This is a genomic window from Glycomyces tritici, from assembly GCF_030403505.1.
On sequence record NZ_JAUEMJ010000002.1, the window covers coordinates 650,786 to 668,020 of the forward strand.

Consider the following 17,235-nt stretch of genomic DNA (forward strand, 5'->3'; position numbering starts at 1 on the left):
CGCCTCGGTCTTGCAGAAAAAGGGCCGGGCCCGATCGCCGTTCGCGGCGATCGGGCCCGTTCGCCGTCACGGGCGGTTGTCGTCCGGGCGGGCGCGGTCGTTGTCGCGTTTGAGCGGCAGGGCCGCCGAGGTGCCGAGGCGCTGCCGCAGCTCGGAGAGGCCCTTCAGCGTGATGCGCAGCTGCGGTGCGTCCAGGAGGAGCTCGCCGGTGCGCGGGTGGTGGTGGGACTGCGGGATCTCGGTGAGCCAGCCGGCGTCGACGGCGGACTGGCGGGCGCGCCAGGCGTGGTCGCGCCGCTGCCGGTAGGCCCAGCGGAGGTCGCCCAGCGTCCTGAACAGACGGTTCTGGCCGAGGTCGATGGCCGGGTCGCGGGAGAGGATCTTCGCCGCGTCCGCGGCGGAGAAGGTGCCGCGCGCCGAGGCCAGGCGGTGCCAGGACTCGGCGGCGGGCGCGAGGGCCTCGAGGTGGGATTCGGCCGTGTCGGCGCGATCGGCCTCCTCCAGCACCATCAGGGCGAGGTCGCGGTTGGTGAGACCGCGGGGGTCGCGGTGCGCAGTGCGCGGGCTTGGGGTGATGTTCATGCATCCACTCCGTTCGTCGTGCTCTCCCCCGATTCTATGCGGGGGGTACGACATTCCGTCCGCGCGCGAACTCGCGGATGCACAGGTCAACGGCCGAATTTCCGGCCGGTCAGAGACCCGCCAGATAGGACTCGAGGGTCGCGGCGTACGCGGCCGGGTCCTCGTTCCAGGACGCGGTGTGGCCCGAGGCGGTCTCCATGACGGTGGTCTGCGCGGGGTCGAGCATCTCGGCGAAGTCGAGGGTCGCGGTGTGGTCCACGGTCTCGTCGGCGGTGTCCACGTAGAGCAGGATCGGCAGGTCGAACTCGTCCGCGAAGTTGCGCTGGTCGAGGTCGTCGAAGTCGATGTCCGCGCGGAACTCGACGATGCGCTTGGCGGCCCAAGTGATCGGGGCGATGACGTCGCGGTCGGCGGCCTGCATGTCGAGGGTCGAGTTCCAGTCCATGACGGGCGAGTCGAAGACCAGGCCTTCGACCACCGAGGGGTCGTCGAGGTGGCGGTAGGCGGTGGCGATGACCGCGCCGCCCATGGACCAGCCGTGCAGGATCACGGACTCCGCGCCGTTCGCGAGGGCGTAGTCGACGGCGGCGATCACGTCCTCGCTCTCGTGCGCGCCGAGTGCGTGCATCCCGTTGGGGGCCTTGGGCGCGCCTTCGTCGTTGCGGTAGGTGACGGCGAGGACGGGGTAGCCGTGGCCGGCGTAGAGCCCGACGCCGCGCAGGGTCTCGGCCGGGGCGGCGTTGCGGCCGTGGACGGTGATGACCCAGGTGCCGGCGTTGGGCGAGGCGGGGTCGCTCGGGACGTGCCAGGCGGGCATGTCGCCCAGGTCGGCCGGAACCTCGACGTCCGCGAAGTCGAGGCCGAGGCCGGTCTTCGGGTCGTCGCGGAAGGTCCACTTGTCGATGCGGGCCTTCGTGCCCGCGGCGAGGTCGCCGAAGAGGACCGAGTCGACCGCGCGGGTCACCGTCTCGTCGTCGCTGGCGAGGACGTCGCCGAGCACGGCCTGGCCGTCCTCCCACTGGAGGCCCCAGGTGCCGGGCGCCTCGGAGGCCGCGGTGAGCGGGAGGGTCACCGTGGCGCCGTCGGCGGCGACGACCTCGAGCCCGTACGGGTCCTCCTCATGCGAGACGTTGATGACCTCGCCGGAGAAGTACCAGCCGGCCGCGCCGAGCGCGCCGAGGGCGAGCACCAGCAGCACGGAGAGCGTGATGACGACCGGGCGCAGCCAGCGCCGCTTGCGAGCCGGAGCGTCGGTTTCCAGGGTGGTCTTCACGTGGCGTCCTCGGAGGTCAAGCGGGAGGGTGACCGCTCGATCCTAGTGCGCCCGCGCTCGGGTCGCCTCGGACGAGGGTGCTAGTCCCCCAGGGCGAGGAGGCGCTTGCGCGCGTCGTGCGCGGAGGCGGCGTGCGCGTCCATGTCGGCCCACGGGTCGCTCTTGCGGGCGAGGCGCCTGCGCATGGACGCGGGGCTCTGGCCGTTCGGGGTCGCGCGGCCGAGCTCGTCCCAGTCGAGGGGCGTGGCGACGGGCGCGCCGGGGCGCGCGCGGAGCGAGTAGGGGCAGACGAACGTCTGGCCGTAGGCGTTCCGGTTGCAGTCCAGGAAGATCCGGTCGCCGCGCTTTGCCTTGCGCTGAGCGGTGGTGAGGCGGTCCGGGTCGGCGGCGGCGAGGCGGTCGGCGAGGTCGGAGGCGAACTCGCGCACGGCGTCGAAGTCGGCCGAGCGGTCGAGCGGGGCGGCCACGTGGAAGCCGCGACCGCCCGTGGCCTGCACGAACGGCGTCAGACCGACCTCGGAGAACAGGTCGCGGGCCCGGCGGGCGACCTCGCGCAAGGTGGCGACCGGGGTGCCGTCGGGCGGGTCGAGGTCGATGACGAGCCGGTCGGGGCGATCTGGTTTGTCCACTCTGGAGAGCCAGATGTGGAACTCGATGGCGGCCTGGTTCGCGAGGTAGACCAGGGCCGCCTCGTCGTCGCACACGACGTAGTCGACCGTGCCCTCCTCCGCGTCCATCCTCTCGGTCCGGATCCAGTCCGGGAAGTAGTCGGAGGCGTGCTTCTGGAAGAACCCGGACTCGCCGATGCCGTCGGGGAAGCGTCGCAGCGTCAGCGGCCGGTCGGCCAGGTGCGGGAGCATCGCCGCCGCGACCGAGCGGCAGTGCTCGACCATGTCGCCCTTGCTCACGTGGTCGTCCGGGAACAGCTCCTTCTCGACCTTGGAGAGCTTGAGGTCGTGGCCGTTGATCGTCATCGTCTGCGTCGACATGCGCGGGAGGTACCCGTGCCGGGCTGCCCGGAAACCGTCAGACGGGGAGCGTGAGCGTGTTGCGCCAGCCGCCGTCGGGGGTCGCGGTCCAGGTCAGCGTCCCGCCGAGGAGCGCCGCGCGCTGGTGGAGGCCGAGGAGCCCGTGCCGGGAACTCGGCAGCGGCACCGCGGTCCGGGTGGGGGCGGTGCTGGTGATCGTCAGGATGACGCCGCCGTGCTCGTGGACGAGCACGACTTCCGCGCTCGCGCCCGGGGCGTGCTTGCGGACGTTCGTCAGCGACTCCTGCACCGTGCGGTAGACCGCGCGCTCGGCGGGCGGATCGAGCTCCGGGTGCGGGCCGATGCGCAGCGTCGCCTCGATGCCGCTGCCGGCGACGAGGTCCGCGAGCTGCGCCAGCGTCGGCTGCGGGGCGAGGTCCGTGGGACCCGAGCCGCCCGCGCGCAGCACGTTCACCATGTGCCGCAACTCGTCCAGGGTCCGCACGCTCAGCATGCGGATCGTCCCGGCCGCCTCCTTCGCCTCCGCGTCCCCAGTGCTCACCTGGAGCGCCCCGGCCCGGACCGCGATCAGGCTGACCTGGTGCGACACCACATCGTGCATCTCGCGGGCGAGCTGCGCGCGCTCCTGCGACAGCACCTTCTGCGTCGCCATCAGCTGCTCGTGCTCGCGCGCCTCGGTGATCTCCACCAGCCGCGCCGAGAGCTCGCGGCGGACCTGCACGAACTGGCCGAGGAACGCCGCCGCGGCGGCCGGGGCCAGCGCGTACGCCGCGTCCGCGAGGATCCACGAGTCGAGCGGGTACCCGGCGGCCTCGCCGACCGGCCAGATCATGCAGGTCGCCAGGACCACGGTCGCGACGGCGAGCAGCCAGCGCCGGTGGGTGCGGGTCGCGAGCGTGAACAGGGCGATGAGCGGGGCCGCGGCGGGCCCCATGAACAGGGCGACCGGCAGCGTCACGAGGAACACCGCCATGGGCCGGCGGCGGCGCAGCAGCAGGGCGAGGACGCCCGCGCCCATGAGCCAGACGTCCCAGGTCGACTCGGCCCACCAGTAGACGAGCCAGACGTCGAGGGCGCTCACCACGACCAGCACCGCGTCGGTCATCCACGGGCGCCACCAGCGCCGCAGCCGGTTCACCGGCGGTCCCGCAGGAGCCCGGCGCGCTCGGCCGCGAGCGCGGCCTGGACCCGGCCGGAGACCTGGAGCTTGGTGAGGATCGCGCTCACGTGGTCCTTCACCGTGCCCACGCCGAGGTACAGCCTGGCGGCGATCTCGCCGTTCGAGAGGCCGTCCGCGAGCAGGACCAGGATCTCGCGCTCGCGGGCGCTCAGTCGCTCGACGGGGCCGCCTGCCGGGGCGCGCCCGGCCAGGTAGCCGTCGACGACCGTGGAGGTGACCTTCGGGGAGAGGACCACGCCGTCGGCCGCGAGCGTGCGCACCTGCAGCGCGAGGTGCTCGGGGTCGGTGTCCTTGAGGAGGAACCCGGCCGCGCCCATGCGCAGGGCTGCGGCCACGTACTCGTCCGTGTCGAAGGTCGTGAGCATCGCGACGACCGGCGGCCGGGGGAGCGCGCGGAGGCGCTCCAGCACCGTGAGGCCGTCCACGTCCGGCATGCGGATGTCCAGCAGCACGACGTCCGGGTGCAGCCGCCCGACCTCGGCCAGCGCCTGGCGGCCCGAGACCGCGGCCACCACCTCGATGTCGCCGGCGGCGTTGAGGATGTGCTGGAAGCCGGTGCGGATGAGCGCCTCGTCGTCGACCACCAGTACCCGGATCATGCGTGCGGCCTCCTCGTGACGGTGTCCCTGACGATTGGTAGCACGTCCGCGCCACCTCCTGCCGCACTCGGCGCGGCGGGTGCGGGCAAGACCCGCCGATCGGCGGGGGCGTTCCGGCCGGGCGGGGGATCGGATGCCGCCCGGCGGCGGGCCGACGACCGCGCATCGCCGGATGGGAAGGGGGCCCGCGCGGCCGCACGCTGGCGTCATGAGCAATGTCATCGTCTTCAAGCCGCGCGAACTCGCGGCCGCACCGGAGGGCCCGCCCGCCCGGGAAGCGTCCCTGGGCCGCCTCCTCGGCATCGACGCCGCCCGCGCCCTGGCCGTGTTCGGCATGTACTACGCGCACGTCGGGCCCTTCCCCGAGGAGACGGGCACATGGAAGAGCTTCCTCATGGAGATCCCCCACGGCCGCTCGTCCGCGCTGTTCGCGACCCTCGCCGGGCTCTCGCTCGTCCTCCTCGCGGGCGGCAGCCGCCCCAAGAGCGGCCGGCCGATGCGGCAGACCGCGGTGCGGATCGCGATCCGCTCGGTCCTGCTGCTGGCCCTCGGCTCGTGGCTGGTCGCGATGGGCACCTCGATCGTGGTGATCCTGGCGTACTACGGCCTGTTCTTCCTCCTCGCGCTGCCGTTCATCAGACTGCGGGCGCGGACGCTCGCGATCATCGCCGTCGGCGTCGGCATCGGCGGGCCGCTCCTCATCCAGTGGCTGTGGACGGTGGACACCGCGTGGATGGACTCGTTCACCGCGAAGGACCCGCTCGCGATGTGGAGCGGCGAAGGACTGATCGCGCTGCTGTTCAACGGGACGTACCCGGGGCTGGCGTGGATGGCGTACGTGTTCGCGGGCATGGCGGTCGGCAAGCTCGACCTCACCCGGCTCGCGATCCAGGTGCGGCTGCTGATCATCGGCCCGGCGCTGGCCCTCCTCGGATACGGCGGCGCGTGGCTCATCGGCAAGCTCCTGCCCTCGGCGGCGACCGCCGGCTCCTCGGCCTCGGACGCGAGCTGGAAGTCGTTCGACCAGGCCATGTCGAAGGCGTTGGAGGGCAAGGACTCCGCGAACTGGGGCAAGGAGGAGTGGGAGGCGTTCGACGCCGAGCACGCCTCGATCTGGGAGCTGGCGCCCGACGAGAAGGTCATGGGCGGCGGCGGCTTCGACTGGACGGGCCTGGCGTCGGCGAGCCCGCACTCCAACATGCCCCTCGAACTGGCCGGGAACATCGGCGTCGCGCTCACGATCATCGCCGGACTCGTGTTCCTCTTGGGCCGCTTCGGAAAGCTCCGGTTCTGGCTCGCGCCGCTCATCGCGGTCGGCTCGACGTCGCTGACGGCGTACGTCGCGCACATCGCGGCCGTCTGGTACCTCGTCGACCACCCCGCCAACGGGGTCGGCTACGCGACCGGCTGGCGCATGTGGGCGCTCTTCGTCGTGACCATGCTGGTCTTCGCGCCGATCTGGAAGCGGTTCTTCAAGCGCGGGCCGCTCGAGTACCCGATGTACTGGGCGACCCTGCCCGCGAAGCTCGTCAAATAGGGCTCCCCGAACCGGGAGCCGCGGACCGGCCCGATCTGGGGGCGAAGGCCGGTCCGCGGTTCCCTCTAGGCTCCGGTCGCTTCCCTTGCGGCGGTGATGAAGTCGGCCAGCGCGGGGGTCGGACTCGCGGCTTTCGGCCAGGCCAGGGCCACGGTGCTCGGGGTGATGCCGGTGACCTCGCGGTAGACGATGTCGGGCCGCGCGTAGTAGCGGGCAGCGCTGTCCGGGGCCAGCGCTATGCCGTCGCCGTTCGCGATCGCGCTCAGCCAGTCGTCCGGATGCTCCGTCACCGCACCGATCCTCACCGGGCGGCCGCCGCGGGCCTCGGCGGCGATCCAGTGGTCGCGGAAGGCCCCGGTCGCGCCCGGGGCGGCGATGAACGGCTCGTCGAGCAGGTCGTCGATGCAGAGCGTGCCGTGATGCGCGAGCGGGTGGTTCGCCGCCATGGCGACGCAGCGGGGCTCGGTGAGCAGCGGCAGGAGGCGGCAGTCCTCCTGGCCGGGGAAGGGCAGCCGCATGAACGCGGCCTCGACCTCGCCGGAGACCAGGGCTGCGGCGGGCGCTCCCCAGCTCGCCTGGCGCATCTCCACCCGCCAGTCGGGCCGCCGCGTCCGGAACCCGGCGATGACGTCCTGGGTCTTCTCGTTGGCGGCGCTGGCGAGGAAGCCGATCCTGAGCACTTTGGAGGCTTCGGCTTCGGCGGCGCGGACGGCGCGTTCGGCGCGGTCCCATGCGTCCAGGACCGCGGGTACGGCTCGGGCCAGGGCGTGGCCGGGCCCGGTGAGCGCCATGCCGGACCGGGAGCGTTCGAAGAGGGACGCGCCGAGCTGGTCTTCGAGTTGGCGGATCTGCTTGGTCAGCGCGGGCTGGGAGATGTAGAGGCGTGCGGCGGCCCTGGTGAGGTTCCCTTCCTCGGCGACGGCCCGAAAGTAGCGGAGGAGCCTGGTGTCCACATCCATAACCGCAGGTTATCGATGCATGTATTGGACGGTGCGGGTGGGGCGTCGGAGACTGGGCTGGTCAACCGGAGCCTCGTCAGGAAGCCGTCCCATGGTCATCGCGCTCGTCGCCGTCACGTTCGTCAACGTCCTGTTCAATGCGGTCGAGTCCGTCGCGAACTTCATGAAGGCCGATTGGGTCAAGGCCAACTCGCACGCGGTCGGCGTGCCGGACTCGTGGCTGCCGCTCCTCGGCCTCGTCAAGGGCGCGGCCGCGGTCGGGCTGGCGGTCGGGTTGTTCTGGCGGCCGCTGGGGATCGCCGCCGCGGTCGGGCTCGTGCTGTTCTTCGTCCTCGCGACGGCGCTCCACATTCGGCACCGGGTCTTCCACAACTTCTACGGCCCGCTCTTGTTCTTGTCGCTCAGCGTCGCCGTGCTGTGGCTGATGATCATCGCTTGAGCTGCAACGCGAAGCGGTCGGCGGGACCGCGAGGTCCCGCCGACCTGACGGGTCAGCCTATGGAGTTAGTCGAGGCCGGCGGCGATGGCGCTGACGAGTTGGCCGTTGCTGGTGTCGCCGGAGAGCTCCCAGGCGAAGGCGCCGCCGAGGCCCTGGCTGTTGGCCCAGGCCGTCTTGGTCGCGATCGTGGCCGGGGTGTCGTAGCTCCACCATTCGCCGTTGCAGTAGGCGTAGGCGGTGCCGGCGACGGTTCCCGTTGCGGGGCATTTGTTCACGAGGACCTTGTAGTCCTCGATGCCGGCCTCGTACGTGCCCGGGGCCGGACCGGTGGCCGTGCCTCCCGGCGTCGACTGGGTGACGCCGGTCCAGCCTCTGCCGTAGTAGCCGAAGCCGAGCAGCAGCTTCGACGACGGGATGCCGAGGGATTTGAGCTTGGCGATGGCGGTGGCGCCGTCGAAGCCCGCGATCGGCTGGCCGCTGTAGCTGTTGAGCGGCGCGTTCGGTGCGGTGGGGCCGTCCTTGTCCCAGGCGCCGAAGTAGTCGTAGGTCATGACCATGTAGAAGTCGACGTACTGCGCGGCCTTGCCGTAGCCGCCGAGGTCGATCTTGCCGCCCGCGTTGCCGTCGCCGGTGATCGCGGAGGTGACCAGCTCGTTCCCGAACTTGGCGCGCAGGGCGCCCATGAGGTTCGGGTACGCGTTCGTTCCGCTGGTGTCGCAGGTCAGACCGCAGGAGTTGGGGTACTCCCAGTCGATGTCGATGCCGTCGAACACGCCGTTCCAGCGCGGGTCGTGCAGGAGGTTGTAGCAGGACTCGGCGAAGGCCGCCGGGTTCTGCGCGGCCTGGCCGAAGCCGCCGGAGTAGGTCCAGCCGCCGAAGGACCAGAGGATCTGCAGGTCCGGGTACATCTGCTTGAGCTTCTTGAGCTGGTTGAAGTTGCCGCGGAGGGGCTGGTCCCAGGTGTCGGCCTTCCCGTCGACCGACTGGTCGGCCGTGTAGGCCTTGTCGATCGCCGCGTAGGAGTCGTCCATCGTGCACTGGCCGTTCTTGACGTTGCCGAAGGCGTACACGATGTGGGTGAGGTCCTCGGCCGAGCCGGAGGAGACGATGTTCTTGACGTGGTAGTTGCGCCCGTACACGCCCCACTCGGTGAAGTAGGCCGCGTTGATCTTGCCGCCGCCGCCGGGGTTGCCGGTGGGCTGCTCGGTGGGTTCGCCGGTGGGGCTCTCGGACTGGGTGGGGTTCGTGCCGCCCCCGCAGGCGCCCTTGGACTCCCAGACGCCCCATTCGCCGGTGGTGCCGGGGGTCTCGTTCTGGGTCCACCACTTGGCGCGGTACTCGGTGCCGTTGTGGCTGGCGGTGTCGCCGCCGACGTAGACCTTCGAGGAGGACCAGGCGGGCGAGCAGGCGATCGCGGCGGAGGCCGAGAAGGGGTTGGCGACGATGTAGATCGCGCCGGCGGTCATCACGGCCAGGGCCGCGGTGAGCGCCGCGATCATCCGTCTTGTTTTCAGTCGCCTCAATGTTCCTCCCAAAAGTAAAGAGACTTAACTGATAGGTATCTTTATTTTTACGGGAACGCGGATTGAAGTCAAGGATTTACATCGAAAAATTTCAATGGCCCGGTAGGTCTGAAATGGGAGCGTTCTATTGCGACGCAGCGCGACGATCGCCTCCACACTTTCGCGTTGCGCGGCTTCGCTACAGTGGTCTGCGAAGGCAGGCAGGGCCAGAGGGGCGGCACCTTCGCGAAAGCACTCGCGAGTCGAGAGCGGACGCGGCGGCACCGCCCCTCACTCGTCCCCTTTGGAAGTCGAACCCCGATAGTGTTGGGCGGCTTGGCCTCAGAGCCAGCCGTTGCGCCGGAAGCCCCGGTACAGCAGCACGCAGACCAGCGCCATCAGCACCAGCGAGAGCGGGTACCCGAGGGCCCAGTGGAGCTCGGGCATGTCGTCGAAGTTCATGCCGTAGATCCCCGCGACGATGGTGGGCGCGATGGCGATCGCCGCCCACGCCGAGATCTTCTTCGTGTCCTCGTTCTGCCAGGTGCCGATCTGGCCCTGATGGGCGGTGAGCACGGTCGTCAGCAGGCTCATGCAGGTCTCGATCGCGGCGTCCACGCGGAGCAGGTGCCCGGCGACCGCCCCGAAGCCCGGGTGCTGCACCACCGCGTTGCCGTGCCGCTGCTTGAGCGAGCGGGCGAACGGCACGAGCGGGCTCACCGCGTTCTGGAACTCCAGGGTCTCGCGGATGAGGAAGTAGATCTCCTGGTTGCGGTCGACGCGCTCGCCGGAGAAGATCGCGCGCTCCAGGTCGCTCACGTCGTCGGCGAGGTCCTCGACCGCGCCGTCGTACTGCTCGATGACAGCGTCGAAGAGGGCGTGGACGACGCCGGGGAGGCCCTCGGCGCGGAAGCCGGCATCATCGGCGAGCCGCCTCCGAACGGCCGGAACGGGATCGACCATGCCGCGGCGCACGGTGACCAGCGAGCGCCCGTCGGTGTAGAGGGCGAGGTCCCCGGTCTCGACCTGCCGGGTCGCCTCGATGTACCAGACGGTCTTGACGAGGACGAGCACGGCGCCGTCCACGGTCTCGACCTTCGGGCGGCGCTGGGTCTTGTGCGCGGGGTCGATGCTGAAGCGGTCGAGGCCGAGCGCTTCGAGCGCGGCCGTGAGGAGTTCGGGGGTCGGCACGTCCAGCTCGACCCAGACGAAGGCGTCCTTGGCGCCGGCCGCCGCGCGCAGGTCGTCAGCGCTGCCGCGCCCGTCCTCGGCCCCTTCGGGACCGATCACGGTGTAGTCGATCATCCGCACCTCCGTCTTGGGCCGCTTCGGTTCATCTTCGACCTCGGCCGGGCTTCGGCTCCGGTTTCGGCCTCGGCTCATCTTCGACCTCGCTGGGCCCCGGCTCCGGTTTTGACCTCCGGCGGTTACCCGTCCACAAACCCCCACCCACCACTAGAGGGGAAAGACTGCGGCGATCATCCCGCGCCCCACCGACAACAACCGCCGCCAAACGAACCTTAGCGGCCGATCTTCACCGGATCGGGTGAACGGTCGGGATCTGCGGCGAACGGGCACAGTCCGGCGCGGTCGGCCCGGCGGGCTAGCCGCGCTATCGCCGCAAGGCCGGCGCGGTCGGCCAGGAGGGCGCTATCACCGCAAGGCCGGCGCGGTCGGCGCGGTCGGCCGGGAGGGCGCTATCACCGCAAGGCCAACGGACACAGGCCGGCGCGGTCGGCCCGGCGGGCAAGACACGCTATCACCGCAAGGCCATCGGGCACAGGCCAGCGCGGTCGGCCCGGCGGGCTAGCCGCGCTATCGCCTCAAGGCCGGCGCAACCGCCGGTTCGCGTATCGCCGTGCGGTCAGGTCTCGTAGACGATGCGGTGCGCCGCATCGTGGGCCAGGCGGGTGAGTTTGCGGTAGTGGTTGAGGAACCGCTCGGTGTCCTCGCCGAACCCGAGCGTCTGCGCCAGCGCCGCCAGCTCCGGGCCCGACCGCGGCAGGTCGTCGCGCGGGACGCCGCGCGCGAGCGTCATGTCGTTGCGCACCCGCGACACGAACTCCCAGCCCTCGCGCAGCGCCGCCAGGTCCTCCCGGCTCAGATACCCGGCCGCCGCGGCGGCCTCCAGCGCGGGCACGGTGCGGGTGGTGTGCAGTGAGGCGTCGCCGCCGTGCTCGAGCTGCAGCAGCTGCGCGGTCCACTCGATGTCGACCAGTCCCCCGCGCCCGAGTTTGGTGTGGCCGTTGGGGTCCGCGCCCCGCGGCAGGCGCTCGGAGTCGACGCGGGCCTTCACGCGCCGGAACTCGATCCGCTCGGCCTCGGTGAGGCCGCCGGGCCGGTACCGCACGCCGTCCGCGAACGCGGTCCAGGCCTCGCACAGCGCCGGGTCGCCGGCGACGGGCCGGGCCCGCAGCAGCGCCTGGCGCTCCCACAGCCTCGCCCGGTCGGCGTAGTACCGCTGGTACGCGGCGAAACTCGGTGCGATCGAGCCGCCCTTGCCCTCCGGGCGCAGGTCGAGGTCGAGCTGCAGTGGAGGGTCGGCGGTCGGGGCCGCGAGGAGGGTGCGCACCGCTTCGACGATCTTGGTGGCGGCCTTGCGTCCGGCGTCGCCTTCGCCGGAGTGGACGAACACGACGTCGGCGTCGGAGCCGAAGCCGGTCTCGCGTCCTCCCAAGCGGCCCATGCCGATCACGGCTATCGGTGGCGCGTCGGGCACATTGCGCGCAGCAATGTGGAGGGCCGCGTCGAGCACGGCATCGGTGAGGTCGGAGAGGGCGAGGCCCACGGCCTGGTCGTCGAGGAGTTCGAGGAGGTCGGCGGCGGCGATGCGGATGAGTTCGCGGCGGCGGATCGCGCGCACGGCGCCGATCGCGGCGGCGGGCTCGGTGTGCCGCGCGGCGGCCTGGCTCATGCCCGTCGTGAGTTCGGCGCGCGAGCGCGGCGTGAGGTCGGCGTTGTCCGAGAGGTACCGCAGCGACTGCGGCTCGTGGAGCAGCAGGCCCGTGAAGTAGCGGGAGGTGCCCAGGAGCCGGGCGAGGCGCACGGCCGCCGGGCCGCCGTCGCGCAGGAGCCGCAGATACCAGGGTGTGGAGCCGAGCTTGTCGGAGACCTGCCGGTACGCGAGGAGCCCGCGGTCGGGCTCGGGCGAGTCGGCGAGTTCGTGGAGCACGACCGGGAGGAGGGCCTTCTGCACTGTGGCCGTGCGGGAGACGCCGGCGGTGAGCTTCTTGATGTGGGTGAGCGCGCTTGCGGGGTCGGCGAAGCCGAGCACGGCCAGCCGCGAGGCGGCCTCGGACTCGGTCATGCGCAGCTCGTGCGTGGGCACGCGCGTCACGGCGTCGAGCAGCGGCTTGTAGAGGAGCTTCTCGTGGAGGCGCCGCGCGGTGGTCGCGTGCGCGCGCCAGGCGGTGTGGAAGGCCTCGTCGGTCTTGTAGCCGAGGGTGCGGGCGAGGTGGTGGAGGGGTTCGCCGCCATCGGGGACGCGGTGGGTGCGCAGCAGCCGCTGGAGTTGCAGCCGGTGCTCGACGGTGCGCAGGAAGACGTAGGTGTCGGCGAGTTCGTCGCCGTCGCGGCGCGAGAGGAAGCCCGCCGCCACGAGGACCTCGAGTGCTTCCAATGTGGAGCGGACGCGGAGGGTCGCGTCGCCGCGGCCGTGCACGAGCTGGAGCAGCTGCACCGCGAACTCGATGTCGCGCAGGCCGCCGGGGCCCAGTTTGATCTCGTAGCGCCGCTCGGCGCGCGGCACCGAATCGGCGACCTTGCGGCGCATGTCGCGGATGTCGGCCACGACGCCGGGCCGGTCGGCCGCGCCCCAGATGAAGGGCTGCACCGCCGCGAGCCAGTCGAGCCCGAGCTGCAGGTCCCCCGCGGCCGGGCGGGCTTTCAGGAGCGCCTGGAACTCCCAGGTGCGGGCCCAGTCCTTGAGGTACGCGAGGTACGCGTCGATCGAGCGCACGAGCGCGCCGTGGCGGCCCTCGGGCCGCAGGCCCGCGTCGACGGGCCAGGTCGCGGGCCCGACGATCTGGATCATGCGGGCGGCCTGGCGGGTGGCGAGGTCGAGGTCGCCTTCGGCGACGAACACGACGTCCACATCGGAGACGTAGTTGAGTTCTTCCGCACCGGTCTTGCCCATGGCGACGACCGCGAGCCGGGTCTCACCGGGAAGGTCCTCGCGGGCGAGCTCCAGGCCCCGGGCCAGCACCGCGTCCGCCAAGCGGGACAAGGCGGCCGAGGTGGCGCGCAGGTCCCATTGGCCGGTGAGGTCGTGCGCGGCGATCCGCAGCAGGTTCGCCTTCCACGCGGCGTTCAGCTCGAACGGGCCCGCCTCCCGCAGGCGGGCGAGGCCGGTGTCCTCGTCCTCGGTGAGTGCGGCCTCGGTCTCGGGGTGGGCGCGCATGAAGTCGCCCAGCGCGTTGCTCGCCTCGACCACGGCGAGGCGGGCCGCATCGGCCCCGGTGCTCTTCTCCGGCTCAGGCATCGAGGACCGGCAGCGCCTTCCGCTCGCCCGCGGCGACGCGCGCGAACCGCTGGAGGATGGGCTTCCAGGTGGCGACGATGTGCTCGTCCACCTCGGCGGCCTTGGCGAGCGCGCGGTCGTCGAAGTCCCCGAACCCTGCGAGCTGCTCGGGGGTGAACTCGAAGTGGGACTGGACGCCCCACGCGGTGTCGCGGACGCGGAAGACCTCGAGGGCCCCTTGCGGGGAGGCCGCGAGGAGCGTCGCTCCGGGCGGGAGTTCGACGAGTTCCTGGCGGCGCCAGCGGATCACGTCGAGGGTCATCGGCGAGGGGCCGAAGATGAGGTCGCGGCCGGCGGCGTCGCGTTTGGCGAGCATGCGCGGCCCGAACGGCTCGTCCCGGTCCTCGACGACGCCGCCGAACGCGGTGGCGAGCATCCGCGCGGAGGAGCAGATCGCGAGCACGGGCGTGGTGTCGGCGACGGCGGTCCCCAGGAGTCCGGCGAGGTCGTCGGCCCAGTCCTTGCCGCGCCCGCCCCCCAGGGCGATGAGGGCGTCGTGCCCTCCGGCGGAGTTCGGTACGGCCTCACCGAGGTGGGGCCGTACCGTGTCGAATTCCATGCCGGCTTCGGCGAGCCAGGAGGCGGCCCGTCCGAGGCCTTGCGCGGGGTCGTTCTCGATGACGAGTGCGGTGGTCACTCCCCCATGCTAATCGGTCACAGGTTGATGTACCGCTTGCGCTCGAACGCCGTCACCTGGGTGCGGTAGTCCTCCCACTCCTGGCGCTTGTTCTTCAGGAAGTAGTCGAACACGTGCTCGCCCAGGACCTCGGCGACGAGGTCGGAGGACTCCATCTTGTCGAGGGCCTCGGAGAGGTTGCCCGGGAGCGGCTGGTAGCCGGCGGCGATGCGCTCGGCGCTGGTGAGCGCGGAGACGTCGTCCTCGGTGCCCGGGGGCAGCTCGTAGCCCTCTTCGATGCCCTTGAGGCCGGCGCCGAGGAGCACGGCGTAGGCCAGGTACGGGTTGGTCGCGGAGTCGAGCGAGCGGATCTCGACGCGGGCCGAGTTCGGCTTGCCGTAGGCCGGGACGCGCACGAGCGCGGAGCGGTTGGCCTTGCCCCAGGAGACGTACGAGGGCGCCTCGGAGATCTGGCCGGGCTGCGGGCTGGTGAACAGCCGCTTGTAGGAGTTGACCCACTGGTTGGTGATCGCGGTGAACTCGGGCGCGTGGCGCAGGAGCCCGGCGATGAAGGCCTTCGCGGTCTTGGAGAGCCGCTGCTCGTCGCCCGGGTCGTGGAAGGCGTTGTCCTCGCCTTCGAAGAGCGAGAGGTGCGAGTGCATGCCGGAGCCGGGCTGCGTGTTGTACGGCTTGGGCATGAAGGAGGCGGTGACGCCGGAGGTCAGCGCGACCTCCTTGATGGTGTGCCGGAACGTCATGATGTTGTCGGCGGTGGTGAGCGCGTCCGCGTAGCGGAGGTCGATCTCCTGCTGGCCGGGGGCGACCTCGTGGTGGGAGAACTCGACGGAGATGCCGATGCGCTCGAGGGCGAGGATCGCCTGGCGGCGGAAGTCGCGGGCCACCGAGTGCGTGGTGTGGTCGAAGTAGCCGCCGTCGTCGACGGGCTCGGGCTTGTCGCCGGTCTCCGGGAAGATGTCCTTGAACAGGAAGAACTCGATCTCGGGGTGCACGTAGAACGTGAACCCGCGGTCGGCGGCCTTGGAGAGCGCGCGGCGCAGCACGTGGCGCGGGTCGGCCCAGGACGGTGCGCCTTCGGGGGTGAGGATGTCGCAGAACATGCGGGCGGACTCGCCGATGCCGCGGCCCTCGAACGGGAAGACCTGGAACGTGGTCGGGTCGGGCATGGCGACCATGTCCGACTCGTAGACGCGGGCGAAGCCCTCGATGGCGGAGCCGTCGAAGCCGATGCCCTCGTCGAAGGCGGATTCGAGCTCTGCGGGGGCGACGCTCACTGATTTGAGCGTGCCGAGGACGTCCGTGAACCAGAGCCGCACGAAGCGGATGTCGCGTTCTTCGAGCGTGCGAAGCACGAACTCCTTCTGGCGTTCCATGGTGTGTCCTCCTAGGTCCTGGGGCCGCAATTGTCTCACCTGTTTATGTCATCGACGTTAACCGGCCTTGGCGTGCTTGCGAGCCCGAACTGAATGTGGTACATGGCGCCCGAACGTGAGCCTGGGTACATTAGGGGGCATGTTCGCAGGCGAGATCAAAGAGTTGTGGCGCTACCCCGTGAAGGGTCTGCGGGGCGAGTCGCTCCGGTCGGCCGTGGTCGACTTCGACGGGCTGGCGGGCGACCGCCTGCTCGGCCTGTTCGAGCCCGGGTCGGACAAGGCGGTGTGGGGCGGCAGCCACCCGAAGATGATGGGCTGGGAGGCCGCCTGGCCGGCGCAGTGCGGCTGCGCCGACGCGGTGTCGGGCGAGCCGGTCCTGTACGAGCCGGGCGGGGCCGCCTGGGGCGCCGAGGAGGCCGGGCTGCCGGCGCGGCTGGCCGAGACCATCGACGCCGAGAAGGGCGTCGAGCTGCGGAAGACGGACAAGGGCAACTACGGGCGCATCCTGGTGGTCTTCGAGTCCAGCGTGCGCCGGTTGAGCGAGCAGATGGGCCGCGAGGTGGAGGCCGCGCGGTTCCGTCCGAACGTGGTCGTGGACGCCGACCTGGAGCCGTACGCCGAGTACGGGATCGAGCCGGGGACGCAGGTCCGCCTGGGCGGCCACGAGTTCACGCTGCAGAAGCCGTGCGAGCGGTGCGTGCTCCCGAGCTGGGATCCCCAAGGCGCCAACGTGCGCGACAAGGAACTGCACAAGTTCATCGTCAATGAACTCGACAACCACTTCGGGATCTACCTGCGTATCAGCGACCCGGTGACGATCAAGGTCGGCGACGCGATCGCCGCCTGAGGGCGGCTGGAAGAGAGTAGGACGCCCTGAGCCGGGGATCGGTCGGCTCAGGGCGCAGTCCCAGCATAAAGCGTGGGTGCGACAACCTGGGTTCACGCGGTCCGCTCAGTCACCCAGCGGTGGATGAACGGGTACAGCTCCTCAAGGGACGCCCCGGATACCGTGGCGCGCGGCCACGGCCGCCCGTAGTGGTCGATGTACGCGGTCGCGCAGCCGCGGTCGGCGGCGGGCGCGAGGTCGTTGCGGGGAATGTCGCCGATGCTCAGCAGCGCCTCGGCCGGGCGCTCCTCCAGCAACTCGTCGATGATCGAGTCCATGCTCTCGGGCTTGCCCGCGTCGCCGATCACGTGGTCGAACAGGCCGTCCAGGCCCAGTCGCTCCAGCGACGGCTCGAGGCTCGCCGCGGGGGCGTTGGTCGCCAGCGCCACTTCGATGCCGCGCGGCAGGCTCCAGATGAACTCCTGGAAGCCCTTGGGGGCCCAGATGTCGAACTCGCCGGCGGCCATGCGCTTGCGGGTCTCGGTGTACGCCTCGGCGCGGATCAGGTCGTCGACGCCGAACTCTCCCGCGAGGCGGCGGACCGCGTTGTCGGCGTCGTAGGCGTCGAAAGTGGAGGCGGTCGTGGGCTTGCCGGCGACGAACGCGGCGTGCGCGGCCAGGAAGGCGCGCTCGTCCGCGGCGTCGAGGTGGGCGGCCACGAGACGGGCGTAATGGGTCGCGTGCTCGGAGCCGAGCCGCACGGTGCCGTCGTAGTCGAACAGCAGGATGGCGTCGTTCACGTACTGAGACGCTACGCGAAAGG

15 protein-coding genes are annotated in these 17,235 nt (G+C 71.2%); 3 read left to right on the forward strand and 12 right to left on the reverse strand.

The features are described from left to right. Positions 1 to 66: 66 nt before the first annotated feature. The 5 genes from QWI33_RS08250 to QWI33_RS08270 form a co-directional block, all read right to left on the reverse strand. Entirely contained in the window at positions 67 to 582 is a 516-nt protein-coding gene (locus tag QWI33_RS08250) for a phage antirepressor KilAC domain-containing protein (protein ID WP_289956669.1), read from the reverse strand. Positions 583 to 691: 109 nt separating this feature from the next. Next, on the reverse strand, positions 692 to 1,855 hold the full coding sequence (locus QWI33_RS08255; RefSeq protein ID WP_289956670.1) for an alpha/beta hydrolase family protein: 1,164 nt from the start codon (positions 1,853 to 1,855) through the stop codon (positions 692 to 694). Between the two features lie 80 nt (positions 1,856 to 1,935). Continuing rightward, entirely contained in the window at positions 1,936 to 2,844 is a 909-nt protein-coding gene (ligD, locus tag QWI33_RS08260) for a non-homologous end-joining DNA ligase (RefSeq protein ID WP_289956673.1), read from the reverse strand. Between the two features lie 37 nt (positions 2,845 to 2,881). Beyond that, positions 2,882 to 3,949, reverse strand: a complete 1,068-nt coding sequence (locus QWI33_RS08265) for a sensor histidine kinase (RefSeq protein ID WP_289956675.1) — start codon at positions 3,947 to 3,949, stop codon at positions 2,882 to 2,884. A gap of 29 nt (positions 3,950 to 3,978) precedes the next feature. Beyond that, positions 3,979 to 4,623: a response regulator gene (locus tag QWI33_RS08270; protein WP_289956677.1), complete on the reverse strand. Its 645-nt coding sequence runs from the start codon at positions 4,621 to 4,623 to the stop codon at positions 3,979 to 3,981. A 208-nt stretch (positions 4,624 to 4,831) separates the two neighbouring features. Here QWI33_RS08270 and QWI33_RS08275 point away from each other — a divergent pair, with 208 nt between their 5' ends. Beyond that, a complete protein-coding gene (locus QWI33_RS08275; RefSeq protein WP_289956679.1) occupies positions 4,832 to 6,160 on the forward strand; it encodes a DUF418 domain-containing protein in 1,329 nt (442 codons plus the stop codon). 65 nt (positions 6,161 to 6,225) lie between these two features. Here QWI33_RS08275 and QWI33_RS08280 read toward each other — a convergent pair whose 3' ends face one another. After that, a complete protein-coding gene (locus tag QWI33_RS08280; protein ID WP_289956681.1) occupies positions 6,226 to 7,119 on the reverse strand; it encodes a LysR family transcriptional regulator in 894 nt (297 codons plus the stop codon). Between the two features lie 91 nt (positions 7,120 to 7,210). Here QWI33_RS08280 and QWI33_RS08285 point away from each other — a divergent pair, with 91 nt between their 5' ends. Further along, positions 7,211 to 7,558 carry a DoxX family protein gene (locus tag QWI33_RS08285; RefSeq protein WP_289956683.1) on the forward strand — a complete coding sequence of 116 codons (348 nt, stop codon included), beginning with the start codon at positions 7,211 to 7,213 and terminating at the stop codon, positions 7,556 to 7,558. Between the two features lie 65 nt (positions 7,559 to 7,623). Here QWI33_RS08285 and QWI33_RS08290 read toward each other — a convergent pair whose 3' ends face one another. From QWI33_RS08290 to glnA, 5 genes are all read right to left on the reverse strand, one after another. Further along, positions 7,624 to 9,024 carry a glycosyl hydrolase family 18 protein gene (locus QWI33_RS08290; protein WP_353895430.1) on the reverse strand — a complete coding sequence of 467 codons (1,401 nt, stop codon included), beginning with the start codon at positions 9,022 to 9,024 and terminating at the stop codon, positions 7,624 to 7,626. A 378-nt stretch (positions 9,025 to 9,402) separates the two neighbouring features. Further along, positions 9,403 to 10,365, reverse strand: a complete 963-nt coding sequence (locus QWI33_RS08295) for a magnesium and cobalt transport protein CorA (RefSeq protein WP_289956687.1) — start codon at positions 10,363 to 10,365, stop codon at positions 9,403 to 9,405. Between the two features lie 559 nt (positions 10,366 to 10,924). Continuing rightward, a complete protein-coding gene (locus QWI33_RS08300) occupies positions 10,925 to 13,540 on the reverse strand; it encodes a bifunctional [glutamine synthetase] adenylyltransferase/[glutamine synthetase]-adenylyl-L-tyrosine phosphorylase (RefSeq protein WP_289956690.1) in 2,616 nt (871 codons plus the stop codon). After that, entirely contained in the window at positions 13,533 to 14,216 is a 684-nt protein-coding gene (locus tag QWI33_RS08305) for a type 1 glutamine amidotransferase (RefSeq protein ID WP_289956692.1), read from the reverse strand. Before QWI33_RS08305 ends, QWI33_RS08300 begins: the two co-directional genes overlap by 8 nt. A gap of 17 nt (positions 14,217 to 14,233) precedes the next feature. Further along, a complete protein-coding gene (glnA, locus tag QWI33_RS08310) occupies positions 14,234 to 15,586 on the reverse strand; it encodes a type I glutamate--ammonia ligase (protein WP_270117384.1) in 1,353 nt (450 codons plus the stop codon). Between the two features lie 139 nt (positions 15,587 to 15,725). Between glnA and QWI33_RS08315 the strand changes: the two genes are divergently transcribed. Next, entirely contained in the window at positions 15,726 to 16,433 is a 708-nt protein-coding gene (locus tag QWI33_RS08315) for an MOSC domain-containing protein (protein WP_289956699.1), read from the forward strand. 92 nt (positions 16,434 to 16,525) lie between these two features. Here QWI33_RS08315 and QWI33_RS08320 read toward each other — a convergent pair whose 3' ends face one another. Next, positions 16,526 to 17,212, reverse strand: coding sequence for an HAD family hydrolase (locus QWI33_RS08320; RefSeq protein ID WP_289956702.1), 687 nt, complete (start codon positions 17,210 to 17,212; stop codon positions 16,526 to 16,528). Between the last annotated feature and the right edge of the window lie 23 nt (positions 17,213 to 17,235).

What these genes read in the sequence shown, in the direction of transcription:
- QWI33_RS08250 (WP_289956669.1), bottom strand. Translation starts at nt 582, where the DNA reads ATGAACATCACCCCAAGCCCGCGCACTGCGCACCGCGACCCCCGCGGT.
- ligD (WP_289956673.1), bottom strand. Translation starts at nt 2,844, where the DNA reads ATGTCGACGCAGACGATGACGATCAACGGCCACGACCTCAAGCTCTCC.
- QWI33_RS08265 (WP_289956675.1), bottom strand. Translation starts at nt 3,949, where the DNA reads ATGACCGACGCGGTGCTGGTCGTGGTGAGCGCCCTCGACGTCTGGCTC.
- QWI33_RS08270 (WP_289956677.1), bottom strand. Translation starts at nt 4,623, where the DNA reads ATGATCCGGGTACTGGTGGTCGACGACGAGGCGCTCATCCGCACCGGC.
- QWI33_RS08275 (WP_289956679.1), top strand. Translation starts at nt 4,832, where the DNA reads ATGAGCAATGTCATCGTCTTCAAGCCGCGCGAACTCGCGGCCGCACCG.
- QWI33_RS08280 (WP_289956681.1), bottom strand. Translation starts at nt 7,119, where the DNA reads ATGGATGTGGACACCAGGCTCCTCCGCTACTTTCGGGCCGTCGCCGAG.
- QWI33_RS08285 (WP_289956683.1), top strand. Translation starts at nt 7,211, where the DNA reads ATGGTCATCGCGCTCGTCGCCGTCACGTTCGTCAACGTCCTGTTCAAT.
- QWI33_RS08290 (WP_353895430.1), bottom strand. Translation starts at nt 9,024, where the DNA reads ATGACCGCCGGCGCGATCTACATCGTCGCCAACCCCTTCTCGGCCTCC.
- QWI33_RS08295 (WP_289956687.1), bottom strand. Translation starts at nt 10,365, where the DNA reads ATGATCGACTACACCGTGATCGGTCCCGAAGGGGCCGAGGACGGGCGC.
- QWI33_RS08300 (WP_289956690.1), bottom strand. Translation starts at nt 13,540, where the DNA reads ATGCCTGAGCCGGAGAAGAGCACCGGGGCCGATGCGGCCCGCCTCGCC.
- glnA (WP_270117384.1), bottom strand. Translation starts at nt 15,586, where the DNA reads ATGGAACGCCAGAAGGAGTTCGTGCTTCGCACGCTCGAAGAACGCGAC.
- QWI33_RS08315 (WP_289956699.1), top strand. Translation starts at nt 15,726, where the DNA reads ATGTTCGCAGGCGAGATCAAAGAGTTGTGGCGCTACCCCGTGAAGGGT.